Below are 14,508 nucleotides of genomic sequence, written 5' to 3'. Positions count from 1 at the left end.
TCCATGCGATTGCTCTCCGATCGGCCGCCGCGGTTCACCGCGGCGGCGCTCGCCGCCGCGCTGGTCGCGGCCCTGCTCATGCTGCTGCCCGCCACCGCCGCCCAGGCCGCCCCGACGTTGCTCTCCCAGGGCAAGCCCGCGACCGCGTCCAGCATCGAGGGCGCGGGCACCCCGGCATCCGCCGCGGTCGACGGCGACAACAACACGCGCTGGTCCAGCCAGTTCGCCGACCCCCAGTGGATACAGGTCGACCTGGGCGCACCGGCCCAGGTCAGCCAGGTCGTCCTGCGCTGGGAGGCCGCCTACGGCAAGGCGTACCGGATCGAGCTGTCCACGGACGGCGCCAACTGGAGCACCGCGTACTCCACGGCCGCCGGCACCGGCGGGGTCCAGACGCACGACCTCAGCGGCACGGCCCGCTACGTCCGGGTGTACGGGACCCAGCGCGGCACCGGTTACGGCTACTCGCTCTTCGAGTTCCAGGTGTACGGGACGAGCGGGGACACGGGCCCGACCCTGCCCGGCGGCGGCGACCTCGGCCCGAACGTGATCGTCTTCGATCCGTCGACGCCGAACATCCAGGCCAAGCTGGACCAGGTCTTCGCCCAGCAGGAGTCCGCCCAATTCGGCTCCGGGCGCTACCAGTTCCTCTTCAAGCCGGGCACCTACAACGGCCTCAACGCCCAGATCGGCTTCTACACCTCCATCTCGGGCCTCGGCCTGAACCCGGACGACACCACCATCAACGGTGACGTGACGGTCGACGCGGGCTGGTTCGGCGGCAACGCCACCCAGAACTTCTGGCGCTCGGCCGAGAACCTCGCGCTGAACCCGGTCAACGGCACCGACCGCTGGGCCGTCTCCCAGGCCGCCCCGTTCCGCCGGATGCACGTCAAGGGCGGCCTCAACCTGGCCCCCAACGGCTACGGTTGGGCCTCCGGCGGGTACATCGCCGACTCCAGGATCGACGGCCAGGTCGGCAACTACTCGCAGCAGCAGTGGTACACCCGCGACAGCTCCATCGGCGGGTGGAGCAACTCGGTCTGGAACCAGGTCTTCTCCGGCACCCAGGGCGCACCCGCGCAGTCCTTCCCCGACCCGCGCTACACCACGCTGGACACCACCCCGGTCTCCCGCGAGAAGCCGTTCCTGTACCTGGACGGCTCCGAGTACAAGGTGTTCGTGCCCGCCAAGCGCGTGAACGCCCGCGGCACGTCCTGGGGGAACGGCGCCCCGCAGGGGACGTCGATCCCGCTGAGCCGCTTCTACGTGGTCAAGCCCGGCACCACCGCGGCGACGATGAACCAGGCGCTGGCCCAGGGCCTGCACCTGCTCTTCACCCCCGGCGTCTACCACGTGAACCAGACCATCCAGGTCAACCGCCCCGACACGGTCGTGCTGGGCCTCGGCCTCGCCACGATCGTCCCGGACAACGGCGTGACCGCGCTGAAGGTGGCCGACGTGGACGGGGTCAAGCTCGCGGGCTTCCTCGTGGACGCGGGCACCGTCAACTCGCCCAGCCTGCTGGAGGTCGGCCCGGCCGGCACCACCACGGACCACGCGGCGAACCCGACCACCGTCCAGGACGTCTTCATCCGGGTCGGCGGCGCGGGCGCGGGCAAGGCCACGGTCGGCATGGTGATCAACAACCACGACACGATCGTCGACCACACCTGGATCTGGCGCGCCGACCACGGTGACGGGGTGGGCTGGGAGACCAACCGCTCCGACTACGGCTTCCGGGTCAACGGCGACGACGTCCTGGCCACCGGCCTGTTCGTCGAGCACTTCAACAAGTACGACGTGGAGTGGAACGGCGACCGCGGCCGCACGATCTTCTTCCAGAACGAGAAGGCCTACGACGCCCCCAACCAGGCGGCCGTGCAGAACGGTTCGGTCAAGGGCTACGCGGCCTACAAGGTCGCGGACTCGGTGACCACCCACGAGGGCTGGGGCCTGGGCAGCTACTGCTACTACAACGTCGACCCGTCGATCCGCCAGGACCACGGCTTCGAGGTCCCGGTGAAGTCCGGCGTGAAGTTCCACGACCTGCTCGTCGTCTCGCTCGGCGGCAACGGCCAGTACGAACACGTCATCAACAACACCGGCGCCGCGACCTCGGGCACCTCGACGACCCCGTCCACCGTCCTCTCGTTCCCCTGATCCACCCCTGACCCCCGCAGGACGCGGGGCGGCCCGACGGCCGCCCCGCGTTTTCCGGGCCATCCGAGAGAGCGCTCTCCCACCACCCCACCCGAAGGAGCCGACCTGATGGAACTCCGCCCGCGGGCCCTGTCCGCCCTACTCGTCTCGGTCGCCTGCGCCGTGACCGCCGCCGCCGGTCTGGGGCTGACCCCCCTGACCGCCCGGGCCTCGACCGACTCCGGCGCCTCGGCCCACCTGGGCATGGACCATTCGGCCGTGGCCCCGCTCGCCGGGGGCGACGACCCGGACGGCGACGGCTACATCCCCGCCGTACCCCCGGTCACCGGCGTGACCCCGTCCTGGAACAACCCCCCGGACCGGTACTTCCACGAGTTCCAGGCCAACTGCGCGGTCAGCAGGACCGCGCCGGACGACCCGATCGTCTTCGCGGGCCGCCCCGGGGCCTCGCACAACCACACCTTCATGGGCAACACCACGACGGACGCCTTCAGCACCACCGCCTCGCTCAGCGGCGGCGGCACCGCGTGCAACGCGCCCGGCGACCTGTCCGGCTACTGGATGCCGACGCTCTACAACGGCAGCCAACCGGTCCTGCCCACCGGACCCCAGGTGATCTACTACAAGACGGGCGTCACCGACTACACGAGCGTGCGGCCCTTCCCCAAGGGCCTGCGGTTCGTCGTCGGCAGCCCGACCCAGACCGCGGCCGAGTTCCGGGCCCACAAGGGCTGGGTCGAGGGCTGGGAGTGCGGCGACAGCTTCAAGAACGTCGAGTTCCCGGCGAACTGCCCGGCCGGCACCCAGCTCAACATCCGTATGCAGTCCCCGAGTTGTTGGGACGGGAAGAACCTCGACACGCCGGACCACAAGGCGCACATGGCCTACCCGGTCGTGAAGCCCGGCACCAACGACAACGTCTGCCCGGCCGACCACCCGGTGGCGCTGCCGATGGTCGAGTTCAAGATGGCCTTCCCGGTCAGCGGGGACATGTCGCAGGTACGGCTCTCCAGCGGGGCCGGTCACACCTTCCACTACGACTTCTTCAGCGCGTGGGACGACCGGACCCTGAACGCCCTGGTCGAGCACTGCATCAAGGGCGGCCTCCAGTGCAACGCCCGCGGCTACGACGAGACCCACCCCGCGGCCGGCGCCGTACTCGGCCCGGACTACCGCCTCCCCTAGCTCTGCTCCCCTCCCCCACCCCCTCCAAGGAGGTCCTGCATGCTCTCCCGCATGCGCACCCTCACCGCGGCAGCCCTGCTCGCGGGAGCCGTCACGGTCCTGCCCGCCCTGCCCGCGCACGCCGCGGGCAGCGTGGTCAAGGTGACCGGCTCCCAGGGCAACTGGCAGCTCCAGGTGGACGGTTCGCCGTACCAGGTCAAGGGCGTCACCTGGGGTCCGTCCCCGGCCGACGCGGCGCGCCTGCTGCCCGACGTGAAATCGCTGGGCGCCAACACCATCCGCACCTGGGGCACCGACGCGAGCAGCAAGCCGCTGTTCGACGCGGCGGCGGCCAACGGGATCAAGGTCGTCGCCGGCTTCTGGCTCCAGCCGGGCGGCGGCCCGGGCAGCGGCGGCTGCACCGACTACGTCACGGACGCGACCTACAGGAACAACATGCTCGCCGAGTTCACCCGGTGGGTGCAGACCTACAAGGACCACCCGGGCGTGCTGATGTGGAACGTGGGCAACGAATCCGTGCTCGGGCTGCAGAACTGCTACGCGGGCACCGAGCTGGAGAACCAGCGCAATGCCTACACGACCTTCGTGAACGACGTGGCGAAGGCCATCCACCGCATCGACGCCAACCACCCGGTGACCTCGACCGACGCGTGGGTGGGCGCCTGGACCTACTACAAGCGCAACTCCCCCGACCTCGACCTGTACGCCGTCAACTCCTACAAGGAGGTCTGCGGGGTCAAGCAGGCCTGGGAACAAGGCGGTTACACCAAGCCCTACATCATCACCGAGACCGGCCCGGCCGGTGAGTGGGAGGTGCCGAACGACGCGAACGGGGTGCCCCGGCAGGTCGGCGACCAGGCCATGGCAGACGGCTACACGAACGCGTGGAACTGCGTCACGGGCCACCGGGGGGTGGCGCTGGGCGCGACCGTGTTCCACTACGGCACCGAGTACGACTTCGGCGGGCACTGGTTCAACCTGACCCCCGCCGGGGAGCGCCGCAAGGCGTACTACGCGGTGAAGCGGATGTACGGCGGGAACACGGCCGGGGACAACCTGCCGCCGACCGTGTCCGTCCCCGCGGTGGCCGACGCGTCGGCCGTGCTGGCCGGCAAGGAGATCACCGTCCAGGCCCCGGCGACGGATCCGGAGGGCGACGCGCTGTCCTACGAGGTGCTCTGGGGCGGCACGTACGTGGACGGGGGCGGCGGGCTGCTCTCCGTGGCCTCGGGCCCGCTGGGAAGCGGGACCATCAGGGCCACGGCCCCGGCGAAGACCGGGGTGTGGATCCTGTACGTCAAGGTGAAGGACGGGCGCGGCAACGTGGGCGTGGAGCAGCGCTCGGTACGGGTGGTCCCGCCGCCGGTGTCGGGGACGGACGTGGCGCTGGGTCGACCGACCAGCGCCTCCACCTTCCAGAACGACGCCTGGGGCGGCTGCCCGTGCACCCCCGCGCTGGCCACCGACGGGCGCAACGACACCCGCTGGGCGAGCAGTTGGGCCGATCCGCAGTGGCTCCAGGTGGACCTGGGCGCGGTGAAGCAGCTGAAGCACGCCCAGCTGGTGTGGGAGACGGCGTACGGGAAGGCGTACACGATCAAGGTCTCCGACGACGGGCAGAACTGGCGCACGGCGTACGCCACGTCCACCGGGGACGGCGGTATCGACGACTTCGACATCGCGGCCTCGGGGCGCTACGTACGCCTGGAGATGAGCCAGCGCGGCACCGGTTACGGCTACTCGCTGTTCCACTTCGGCGTGTACGCCTGATCCTTCCGGCCCCCGCCACGCTCATGTGAACCCCGCGCGCCGCCCTTCCTTCCCGCCGGGGTGGCGCGCGGTCACGTGTGCGTGCGGCCGGCTGCCCGGACCGCTGCTCAGACCTCGACGACGATCTTGCCCGCGGTGTGTCCGTCCTGGTTGAGCGCGAAGGCGGCCGCCAGCTCGGACAGCGGGAAGGTCTTGGCGACGGTGACGGACAGTTGCCCGGCTTCGACCAGGCGCGCCAGCTCCGCGAGGTCGCTGCCGACCGGGCGGACCCACATCCACGCGCCGCCTTCGCCCAGCACGCCCGGGTCGGCGATCGAGGCGTGCCGGCCGCCGTCGGCCAGGACCGCCCGGGTGACGTCGAGGACCCCGCCGACGAAGTCGGCGACCACGCTCACCCCGTCCGGGGCCAGGGCGCGGACCCGCTCGGCGAGGCCGTCCCCGTAGGCGACGGGTTCGGCGCCCAGCTCGCGCAGCCGGTCGTGGTTGCGGGGCGAGGCCGTGCCGATGACCCGGGCGCCCAGGGCCCGGGCGATCTGGACGCCGAAGGAGCCGACCCCGCCCGCCGCGCCGTGCACCAGGACGGTGTCGTCCTTGCCGGTGTCCAGGCGGGTGAGCAGCTGGTACGCGGTGAGCCCGGCCAGCGGGAGTCCCGCGGCCTCGGCCCAGCCGAGGCCGGCGGGCTTGCGCGCGAGGGCGCGCACGGGCACGGTGACGAACTCGGCGAAGGTCCCGCCGTGCACGTAGTCCTTGCGGGCGTACGCCATGACCTCGTCGCCCACGGCGAACTCGGGGGTGTCGATGCCGACGACCTCGACCGTTCCGGCCACGTCCCAGCCCGGGACCACCGGGTAGACGACGTCCATGAGGCCGTCCAGGCCGCCCGCCATGATCTTCCAGTCGACCGGGTTGACCGAGGCGCACCTGACCCGGACCAGGACCTCGCCGGGTCCCACCTTGGGCACCGGCAACCGGGTCTCGGTGAGCACCTCCGTCCCGCCGTACGTCTCGTACGCCATCGCCCGCATGGTGCCCTCGTTGTCCTCGGACATGCGCCTCGCCTCTCCGTGAGCTGGTGGAACGGCCCCCGGACCCATCCCATCACGAAACGCCGTGCCCGTCCCCCGAAGCGGGGCGGGCACGGCGTGCTCCGGTGGCCGCGGCGGGGGCCCGTCAGCTGCCTTCGTCGTGGGCGGCGCGGTGGGCTTCGATGACGCGGGCGTAGTGGCGCCCGCTGGCCTTGACGGTGCGCAGCTGGCTGGCGAAGTCGACGTGGACGAGGCCGAAGCGCTTGTCGTAGCCGTAGGCCCATTCGAAGTTGTCGAGCAACGACCAGGCGTAGTAGCCGGCCAGCGGGGCGCCCCGGCGGGCGGCGCGGGCGCAGGCGGCGAGGTGGGCGTGCAGGTAGGCGGTCCGTTCGGGGTCCGTGACGCTCCCGTCGGGGGCGACGACGTCGGGGTAGGACGAGCCGTTCTCGGTGACGTGGAGGCGGCGGGCGCCGTACTCCTCGGTGAGGCGCATGAGGAGGGTCTCGATCCCGTCCGCGTCGACCTCCCAGTCCATGCCGGTGCGGGCGACGGCGGGTCGGTCGATCTGGCGGGCCCGGGGGGCCGGGCCGTCGGGGTCGTCGGTGACGTACTGGGGGAAGTAGTAGTTCAGCCCGAGCCAGTCGAGCGGCGCGCCGATGGTGGCGAGGTCTCCGGGGCGCTCCGGCAGCTCCACGCCGTAGACCTCGCGCATGTCGGCGGGGAAGCCGCGGCCGTGGACCGGGTCGAGCCACCAGCGGTTGACGTGGCCGTCCATCCGGCGGGCGGCGGCGCGGTCGGCCTCGCTCCCGCTCGCGGGCTCGACGGTGGAGAGGTTGTTGACGATGCCGACGCGGGCGCCCGGGGCGGCGGCGCGGATGGCCTGTGCGGCCAGGCCGTGGCCGAGGAGCAGGTGGTAGGAGGCGCGCACGGCCGCGGTCAGGTCGGTCAGGCCGGGGGCCATCTTGCCTTCCAGGTGACCGATCCACGCCGAGCACAGGGGTTCGTTGAGGGTGGTCCACTGGGTGACCCGGTCGCCGAGCCGTTCGGCCACCTGGGCGGCGTACGCGGCGAAGTGCTCGGCGGTGGCCCGCTCGGGCCAGCCGCCGCGGTCCTGGAGGGCCTGCGGCAGGTCCCAGTGGTAGAGGGTGACGGAGGGCTCGATGCCCGCGGCCAGCAGGGCGTCGGTGAGCTGGTCGTAGAAGTCGAGGCCCTTGGGGTTGGCCGGACCGTCGCCGCCGGGGACCACGCGCGGCCAGGCGACGGAGAAGCGGTAGGCGTTGGTCCCGAGGTCGCGCATCAGGGCGACGTCCTCGCGCCAGCGGTGGTAGTGGTCGCAGGCGGTGTCGCCGTGGTCGCCCCCGGCGGTGTTGCCCGGCGCGTGCGAGAAGGTGTCCCAGATGGACGGCGCGCGGCCGTCCTCGTCGACGGCGCCCTCGATCTGGTAGGCGGAGGTCGCGGTGCCCCAGGCGAAGTCGCGGGGCAGCGCGCCGAGGTCGATGGGCAGGTGCTCGCTCACGTCGGTCCTTCCGGGGCGGATGAGTTCGGTGGTCACTTGACGGCTCCCGCGGTGAGTCCCGCCACCAAATAGCGCTGGAGCAGCAGGAATCCCGCGACGACGGGGATGCTGACGACCAGTGAGGCGGCCATGATCTGGTTCCAGTAGACGTCGTTCTGGGTGGAGTAGCCCTGTAGGCCGACGGCCAGGGTCCGGGTCTCCTGGTTGGTCATGACCGAGGCGAAGAGGACCTCGCCCCAGGCGGTCATGAAGGAGTACACGGCGACGGCGACGATGCCGGGGACCGCGGCCGGGACGACGACCCGCAGCAGGGCGCCGATGGGGCCGCAGCCGTCGACGGTGGCGGCCTCGTCGAGGTCGCGCGGCACCGAGTCGAAGTACCCGATGAGCATCCAGATGGAGAAGGGCAGGGAGAAGGTGAGGTAGGCGAGGATCAGCCCGCCGCGGGAGCCGTAGAGGGCGATCCCGGTGGCGTTGCCGACGTTCACGAAGATGAGGAAGAGCGGCAGCAGGAAGAGGATGCCGGGGAACATCTGGGTGGAGAGCACGGTGACCGTGAAGACGCGCCTGCCGCGGAACTGGTAGCGGCTGACGGCGTAGGCCGCGAAGACGGCGATGACCACGGAGGCGGCGGTCGCCGAGCCGGCCACGATCAGGGAGTTCACGAAGTACTTCGCGAGCGGGACGGTGTGCCAGATGTCGACGTACGGGCGGACGGTGAGCCCGCTGGGGATCCAGTGGAAGGCTCCGGCGACGTCCTCCAGCGGCTTGAGCGAGCTGGTCACCATGACGTACACGGGCAGCACGACGAAGCCGGTGAGCAGCGTGAGGAAGACCGCCCGGACCGCTCGGAAGGAGCGGGCCGGGGCGAGCGGGGACCTGCGCCGGGCCTCAGGCATCGGCCTTGCTCCTTCCGCGGCTGGTGACGAGCAGGTAGACGGCGGTGACCAGCAGCAGGAAGAGCAGCAGCAGGACGGACATCGCCGATCCGGTGCCGAAGTTCCAGGTGACGAAGCTGGCTTGGTAGATGTGGATGGAGATCAGGTCGGCGGCCTGCGGGGCCGACTTGCCGAAGAGGACGAACGGCGTGTTGAAGTCGTTGAAGGTCCACAGGAACAGCACCAGCACCAGCACCTGGTTGACGGGCCCGATGGAGGGCAGGGTGATCCGCCGGACCTGTTGCCAGGTGCCGGCGCCGTCGAGGGCCGCGGCCTCGTACAGCTCCTTGGGGATGTTCTGCAGGGCGGCCATCACGATCAGGAAGGCGAAGGGCCAGCCCTTCCAGACGGACACGATGAGCAGCGCCCAGAAGCTGTTGTCGCCGAGCAGCCAGAAGGTGTGCTCACCGCTGATGCCCAACTGGTCGTACAGGACGTGGTTCACCAGGCCGTTGTCCCGCTGGAACATGAACCCCCAGGTGATGACGGCGGCGTAGACGGGGAGCGCGTACGGGACGAGGAACAGGGCGCGCAGGAATCCGCGGCCGCGGAAGGCGTCCTGCATGAAGACGGCGGCGGCGGTGCCGATCGACCAGCACAGGCCCACCGAGAGCAGGGTGAACTCGCAGGTGGTCAGGAACGAGCGGAGCAGGGCCTCGCCGACGGGTGCGTCGACGTCGACGGCCAGGGAGTAGTTGTCGAAGCCCGTCCAGGGGGCGCGCGACCACTCCCGGATGAAGAACTGGGTGAGCTGGCGGAAGCTCATCAAGATGCCCATCACCATCGGGACCAGGTGGATGAGCAGTTCCATCAGCAGGGCGGGCAGGAGCAGCAGGTAGGGCAGGGCGGTACGGCGCAGCCGTCCGGTGCGGCGCACCCGGGCGGCGGTGCGGCGTACCCGCCCCGCGGTGGCGGAAGTCATGGGGAGGGGCTCACTTCGCCATCTGCTGCTGGGCCTTGGACAGTTTGGCCTTCACGGATTCGGTGGTCACGGCGCGGCCGGCCGCGGCGTCGGCGAACAGCTCCTTGACCGCGGTGCCGACGGCCGTCTCGAACTGCGACTCCTCGGGGACCTGCGGGAGCGGGGCGGCGCTGGTGCCCAGGGTGGTGCGCAGGACGGTGAGGTCCTCGGTGGCGAAGGCCTGGTCCTGCTGGGCGGCCTTGACCGGCGGGATCGACCCGTAGGTCTTGTTGAGGAGCTTCTGCTCCTCGTCGCTGGTCATGAACTGCACGAACTTCAGGGCGCCGTCGATGTTGTCGGTGTTCTTGAAGACGGCCATGTTGATGCCCGCGACCATCGAGTTGACGTTCTTGCCCTGGCCGGGGGCGCCGCCCGCGGGGACCGGGACGGGGGCCACGCCCCAGTCGCCCTCCTTCATCCCGTGGGCCTTGAAGCTGCTGGCCGCGCTCTGCCACAGGACCATGGCGGTCTTGCCGTTGGCGAAGTCCTGGAGGGACTGGTTCTTGTCGTACTCGGCGTTGCCGGGCGCGATGATCTTGTCCTTGGCCATCAGGTCGACGTACTGCTTGACGGCCTCGACGTTGGCCGGGGTGTCGAAGGTGGGCTTGCCCGCCGCGTCGAAGAACTCGGCGCCGTGCTGGCGGGAGAGGACGAAGGCCTGGTGGATGTTGTTCGAGGGGTTCGAACCTTCCGCGCCCAGCGCCCACTTGCCGTCCTTGGACAGCTTCTGGCCGGTGGTGACCATCTCGTCCCAGGTCGCCGGCGGCTTGTCGATGCCCGCGTCCTTGAACATCTTCTTGTTGTAGTAGAGCGCGTAGGACATGGAGTACAGCGGGACGGCGGCCGGGTCCTGGCCCGTCGCGCCCGCGGAGCCGATCGCGGATTCGACGAAGCGGTCGCGGCCGCCGATGGCGTCGAAGTTCTTGGCGTTCCAGGGCAGCAGCGCGCCGGTGGCCTGGAGCGAGGAGGACCAGGTGTTGCCGATGTTGAGGACGTCGGGGCCCTGGCCCGAGGCGGTGGCCGCCAGGATGCGGTTGAGCAGGTCGGCCCAGGGCACGACCTCCAGCTTGACCTTGATGCCGGTCCGCTCCTCGAACTTCTTCAGCTCCGGCCCGAGGGTCGCCTGGTCCGCCGCGATGTCGGGGCCCTGGTTGGAGGCCCAGTAGGTGAGTTCCTTGGGGGCGGCGTTGGAACCGCCCTCGTCGCCGGTGGAACCACCGCCGCAGGCGGTGGCGGCGGCGAGCAGGGAGGCGGTGACCACGACGACGGCCGCGGCTCGGGTTCTGCGCATGGCGGATCGGCCCCTTTCAACAGGGTCGGGCGAGCGGCCGGGAGGGAGGCCGGGTGCCGCCTTGCGGCCGCCCGTTACGTCCAGGCCTTAATTTAGGACGTGAGTTAAGCCTCGGGAAAGGGTCGCGTCAAGGGGTCGCGCAAGGGTATGTTGCGAATCGTTGTCAGGGCGGAAGGAGCCACATGACGGGCAGTCACGGACGTACGGTGCGGGACCTGCGGCGCGGCAACCGCAGCGCCGTGCTGCAGCGGTTGTACTTCGGCGGACCCATGAGCCGCCAGGAGTTGGGACCCGTCACGGGGCTCAGCTCCGGATCCGTCAGCAACGTGGTCGGCGAACTGGTCGCCGACGGCCTCCTGGAGGAGGCGGGCGTCGTCGACTCCGACGGCGGCCGGCCGCGCACGCTGCTGCGGGTGGCCCCCGGCAGCGCCCACATGATCGGGGTCGACGTCGGCGAGACCCGGGTCCGCGTCGAGCTGTTCGACCTGACCCTCACCGAACTCGCCCGCACGGAACTGCCCTTGCAGCCGCGCGGCTGCTACGACGTCGGGCCGATCGTCGACCACGTCCGCACCGGCATCGCCGCCGTCCTCGCCGAGGCGGGCGTCGGTACGGACCGGCTCCTGGGCGTCGGCATCGGCGTCCCCGGCATCGTCGAGCGCGACGCCCCCGGCGGGACCGTGGTGCACGGCCAGACCATCGGCTGGGACGCGGTCCCGCTGGAGGCCCTGCTGCGGGCCACCGGGGCCCTGCCCGAGGAGGTCCCGTACCTCATCGACAACGGCGCCCGCACCCTCGGTCAGGCGGAGATGTGGTTCGGGGCGGGGCGCGGCGCCCGCGAGGCGGTCGTCGTCCTGTTCGGCTCCGGCGTGGGCGCCAGCCTGGTCACCGACGGCTCCCCCGGGGGCGGGTCCACCGACGGCACCCCGCTGGAGTGGGGCCACCTGACGGTGTCGGTGCGCGGCAGGCGCTGCCGGTGCGGCGCCCTGGGCTGCCTGGAGGCGTACACCGGGGCCGAGTCGCTGCTGGCCAGGTGGGCCGAGCGGGGCGGGAGCGCCGGCGAGGTCCAGGACGAGGAGGAGGCCCTCGCGGTGCTGCTGGCGCACGGTGTCGCCGGGGACCCGGTGGCGGTGGAGGTGCTGGAGGAGACGGCCGAGTACCTGGGCGCCGGGCTCTCCGACCTCATCAACCTCTTCCAGCCCGAGCGGATCCTGATCGGCGGCTGGGCCGGGCTGATGCTGGGGCCGTACATTCTGCCCTCGGTCCGCGCGCACGCCCGGCGCTACTCGCTGCGCCACCCCGCCGACCGGGTCAGCATCGACCTCGGCTCCTTGGGCCCGGACGCGGTCACGGTGGGCGCCGCCACCCTCCCGCTGTCGGCGTTCTTCACCACGGGCGGCCGCCGCCCCGTCCCGACCCCCACGACGGAACCCCCCGGCTGGCACGCCTCCCTGGCCACCCGCGGCGGCCGAGCGGCCCGCTGAAGCTGGCCGCCACGGTCAAGTGGCCGGCGCTACGACGCCGGGCCGGGCCGGGGGCGGGCGGCGCGGGTTGCCGCCAGGGCGACGGTGAGGAGCAGCACGAGCGCCAGTACGAGCGCCGGGCGCGGCCCGTGGTCGAGGGTGAGGACGCCACCCGTCAGCGCGCCGGCGAGCAGGGTCACCACGGTGACCAGCCGGCGCACCGAGGCCGGCCCCCAGCGGTCCACCGCGAGACCGGCCAGCGCCCGGGTGACGACGGTGGTGGTCAGATCGGGCACGGCGAGCCGGTGCACGACGCCGTTCTGCAGGCCCATGCCGAGGGCCAGCACGGCGATGACCGCGAGCTGCCCGCCGCCGCCCTCCCGGGTGGCCAGCGCCGCGCCCACCAGGACCGCCTGCACGGCCACCAGCGGCCCCGCCAGGCCCGCCGGCCGCGCCCGGCGCCGTAGCCGCCCGGCGATCAGCGCACCGGCGAGGAAGGCCCCCAGGGCCAGTGCCGTGGCCCCGGCCGACAGTTCGCCGTACCCGGCGAGCGCGAAGCCGAGGAAGGCGACGTTCCCGGTCATGTTCGCGACGAAGACGTGGTCGAGGCCGAGGAAGCTGACCGCGTCGACCAGTCCGCTGACGAAGGTCAGCACGATCAGCAGCGGGGGCAGCGCCCCGTGCGGGTTCCCCGCGTCGCCGGGGCCGGGCGGGAACAGCAGGTCGCCCAGCACGTGCAGCACCCCGCGCCGCGCTGCGGGGCTCCCACGCGGCGGCGGTTCGGACTCCATGCGGCGCTCCCTCGGGGTCTGCGGCCGGGCCGCCGCCACGGCTCCCGCGGGGACCGAACCTGGCGGAACGACAGGTTCCGACGTCGCGGGAAGCGTACCGGGGCCGACCACCCCCGCCGCGCGCCACGCGCCGGATCGTTGCGCTCCGCGCGCGGGACGGCGGGCTCCGCGCTTCTGGAACCGGTCAGGGCGCCGGCGGGTGGTCGGGATTCAGGCCGAGTCCCGGACGACCAGCTCCGGTGCGAACAGCACCGGCCCGTCGGGGGTGCCGGCCCGAGGGGCCTTCCCGCCCGCCCCGGGGCCGTCGAGCAGCAGCCGCACCATCTCCGCCGCCATGTCCTCCACCGGCTGCCGCACGGTCGTCAGCCGCGGGCGGCAGGCGGTGGCCGCGCTGGAGTCGTCGAAGCCGACCACCGCCACGTCGTCCGGGATCCGGCGTCCGTGCTCGCGCAGCACCAGGCAGGCCCCTTGGGCCATCAGGTCGTTGGCCGCGAACACCGCGTCCAGGTCCGGGTGTTCGGCGAGCAGCCGCAGGACGGCCCGCTCGCCCCCCTCGACCGTGAAGTCGGCCTCGGCGACGGCGAGCGGCTGCCGCCCGGCCTCCCCCAGGGCCTGCGCGCAGCCCGCCACCCGCTCCCGGCTCGCCGGTACGTCGCCGGGCCCCGCGATGACCGCGATCCGGCGGCGGCCACCGGCGAGCAGATGCCGCGCCGCGAGCGCGCCCCCGTCCCGGTGCCGCAGGTCCACCGACGGCAACGGCACGCCCGGCTCGGGCCGGGCGAAGAGCACCGCCGCCAGTCCGGCCCGCGCCAGCAACCCCGGCAGCGGGTCGTGCGGATGGGTGGAGACCAACAACGCCCCGTCCGCGCCGCCTTGGGAGAGGTAAGCGAGCAACTCGGTCCGCTCGGCGTCCGTTTCCGCGCACATCAGCACCGGATGCACCCCGCGCGGGCGCAGCGCGCGCACCACGCCGCTGACCACCCGGCCGAAGAAGGGGTCTTGGAAGACCCGGGCCGCGAAGCCGCCCGGGTCGTCCGCGCCCGCCCCCGAGACCACCAGCGCGACCGCCCCGGCCCGCCGGGTCACCAGGGAGCGGGCGGCCCGGTTGGGCACGTACCCGGTGGCGTCCACCGCGCTCTGGACGGCCCGCCGGATCGCGGGATCCACGTTGCGGACGCCGTTGACCACGCGCGACACCGTGGCGCGGGACACCCCGGCGGCCCGTGCGACGTCCTCCAGCGTGGGCGCCGCGCCCGCCCCGACCCCCGCGCCGCCGGTCCGGCCCGCGTCCCGCTCCGTGTCCATGGCGGCACCCTATCCGCGGCCCCCGGGCGGCCGACCCCGCGCCCCACCGCAGGAACCGCCCCGCGCACCGCCGCGCGGACCGCCGCAGGAGCTCCACACG

At 72.3% G+C, this 14,508-nt stretch carries 11 protein-coding genes; 4 read left to right on the top strand and 7 right to left on the bottom strand.

The features are described 5' to 3' along the window. Positions 1 to 3: 3 nt before the first annotated feature. The 3 genes from ACZ4UB_RS37250 (at position 4) to ACZ4UB_RS37240 (ending at position 5,118) form a co-directional block, all read left to right on the top strand. A complete protein-coding gene (locus ACZ4UB_RS37250) occupies positions 4 to 2,163 on the top strand; it encodes a discoidin domain-containing protein (protein ID WP_468077375.1) in 2,160 nt (719 codons plus the stop codon). Between the two features lie 108 nt (positions 2,164 to 2,271). After that, positions 2,272 to 3,348, top strand: coding sequence for a DUF1996 domain-containing protein (locus ACZ4UB_RS37245; protein WP_468077373.1), 1,077 nt, complete (start codon positions 2,272 to 2,274; stop codon positions 3,346 to 3,348). Positions 3,349 to 3,387: 39 nt separating this feature from the next. Beyond that, on the top strand, positions 3,388 to 5,118 hold the full coding sequence (locus tag ACZ4UB_RS37240; RefSeq protein WP_468077371.1) for a discoidin domain-containing protein: 1,731 nt from the start codon (positions 3,388 to 3,390) through the stop codon (positions 5,116 to 5,118). 107 nt (positions 5,119 to 5,225) lie between these two features. Here ACZ4UB_RS37240 and ACZ4UB_RS37235 read toward each other — a convergent pair whose 3' ends face one another. The 5 genes from ACZ4UB_RS37235 to ACZ4UB_RS37215 all read right to left on the bottom strand — a co-directional run bounded on the left by ACZ4UB_RS37235 (position 5,226) and on the right by ACZ4UB_RS37215 (position 10,849). Beyond that, positions 5,226 to 6,143 carry an NADP-dependent oxidoreductase gene (locus tag ACZ4UB_RS37235; protein ID WP_468077395.1) on the bottom strand — a complete coding sequence of 306 codons (918 nt, stop codon included), beginning with the start codon at positions 6,141 to 6,143 and terminating at the stop codon, positions 5,226 to 5,228. Positions 6,144 to 6,288: 145 nt separating this feature from the next. Then, positions 6,289 to 7,647 (bottom strand): GH1 family beta-glucosidase, encoded by a 1,359-nt coding sequence (locus tag ACZ4UB_RS37230; RefSeq protein WP_468077393.1) that lies wholly within the window; start codon positions 7,645 to 7,647, stop codon positions 6,289 to 6,291. 44 nt (positions 7,648 to 7,691) lie between these two features. After that, positions 7,692 to 8,558: a carbohydrate ABC transporter permease gene (locus ACZ4UB_RS37225; protein WP_468077369.1), complete on the bottom strand. Its 867-nt coding sequence runs from the start codon at positions 8,556 to 8,558 to the stop codon at positions 7,692 to 7,694. Continuing rightward, positions 8,551 to 9,519 carry a carbohydrate ABC transporter permease gene (locus ACZ4UB_RS37220; protein ID WP_468077367.1) on the bottom strand — a complete coding sequence of 323 codons (969 nt, stop codon included), beginning with the start codon at positions 9,517 to 9,519 and terminating at the stop codon, positions 8,551 to 8,553. The genes ACZ4UB_RS37225 and ACZ4UB_RS37220 overlap by 8 nt, the downstream gene beginning before the upstream one ends. A 10-nt stretch (positions 9,520 to 9,529) precedes the next feature. Then, a complete protein-coding gene (locus ACZ4UB_RS37215) occupies positions 9,530 to 10,849 on the bottom strand; it encodes an ABC transporter substrate-binding protein (protein WP_468077365.1) in 1,320 nt (439 codons plus the stop codon). A 182-nt stretch (positions 10,850 to 11,031) separates the two neighbouring features. Here ACZ4UB_RS37215 and ACZ4UB_RS37210 point away from each other — a divergent pair, with 182 nt between their 5' ends. Next, the gene (locus ACZ4UB_RS37210) at positions 11,032 to 12,333 is read left to right on the top strand and encodes an ROK family transcriptional regulator (RefSeq protein WP_468077363.1); all 1,302 of its coding nucleotides are present in this window, start codon (positions 11,032 to 11,034) and stop codon (positions 12,331 to 12,333) included. Between the two features lie 29 nt (positions 12,334 to 12,362). Here the strand turns inward: ACZ4UB_RS37210 and ACZ4UB_RS37205 are convergent, their stop codons facing one another. Further along, complete coding sequence (locus tag ACZ4UB_RS37205; protein ID WP_468077361.1) at positions 12,363 to 13,103, bottom strand: YoaK family protein; 741 nt, start codon at positions 13,101 to 13,103, stop codon at positions 12,363 to 12,365. Between the two features lie 210 nt (positions 13,104 to 13,313). Next, on the bottom strand, positions 13,314 to 14,408 hold the full coding sequence (locus ACZ4UB_RS37200; protein WP_468077359.1) for a LacI family DNA-binding transcriptional regulator: 1,095 nt from the start codon (positions 14,406 to 14,408) through the stop codon (positions 13,314 to 13,316). Positions 14,409 to 14,508: the final 100 nt, after the last annotated feature.

This window comes from Streptomyces sp. NPDC028419 (genome assembly GCF_055565515.1).
This window is presented reverse-complemented; position numbering and strand designations above follow the sequence as displayed.

What these genes read in the sequence shown, in the direction of transcription:
- ACZ4UB_RS37250 (WP_468077375.1), top strand. Translation starts at nt 4, where the DNA reads ATGCGATTGCTCTCCGATCGGCCGCCGCGGTTCACCGCGGCGGCGCTC.
- ACZ4UB_RS37245 (WP_468077373.1), top strand. Translation starts at nt 2,272, where the DNA reads ATGGAACTCCGCCCGCGGGCCCTGTCCGCCCTACTCGTCTCGGTCGCC.
- ACZ4UB_RS37240 (WP_468077371.1), top strand. Translation starts at nt 3,388, where the DNA reads ATGCTCTCCCGCATGCGCACCCTCACCGCGGCAGCCCTGCTCGCGGGA.
- ACZ4UB_RS37235 (WP_468077395.1), bottom strand. Translation starts at nt 6,143, where the DNA reads ATGCGGGCGATGGCGTACGAGACGTACGGCGGGACGGAGGTGCTCACC.
- ACZ4UB_RS37225 (WP_468077369.1), bottom strand. Translation starts at nt 8,558, where the DNA reads ATGCCTGAGGCCCGGCGCAGGTCCCCGCTCGCCCCGGCCCGCTCCTTC.
- ACZ4UB_RS37220 (WP_468077367.1), bottom strand. Translation starts at nt 9,519, where the DNA reads ATGACTTCCGCCACCGCGGGGCGGGTACGCCGCACCGCCGCCCGGGTG.
- ACZ4UB_RS37215 (WP_468077365.1), bottom strand. Translation starts at nt 10,849, where the DNA reads ATGCGCAGAACCCGAGCCGCGGCCGTCGTCGTGGTCACCGCCTCCCTG.
- ACZ4UB_RS37210 (WP_468077363.1), top strand. Translation starts at nt 11,032, where the DNA reads ATGACGGGCAGTCACGGACGTACGGTGCGGGACCTGCGGCGCGGCAAC.
- ACZ4UB_RS37205 (WP_468077361.1), bottom strand. Translation starts at nt 13,103, where the DNA reads ATGGAGTCCGAACCGCCGCCGCGTGGGAGCCCCGCAGCGCGGCGCGGG.
- ACZ4UB_RS37200 (WP_468077359.1), bottom strand. Translation starts at nt 14,408, where the DNA reads ATGGACACGGAGCGGGACGCGGGCCGGACCGGCGGCGCGGGGGTCGGG.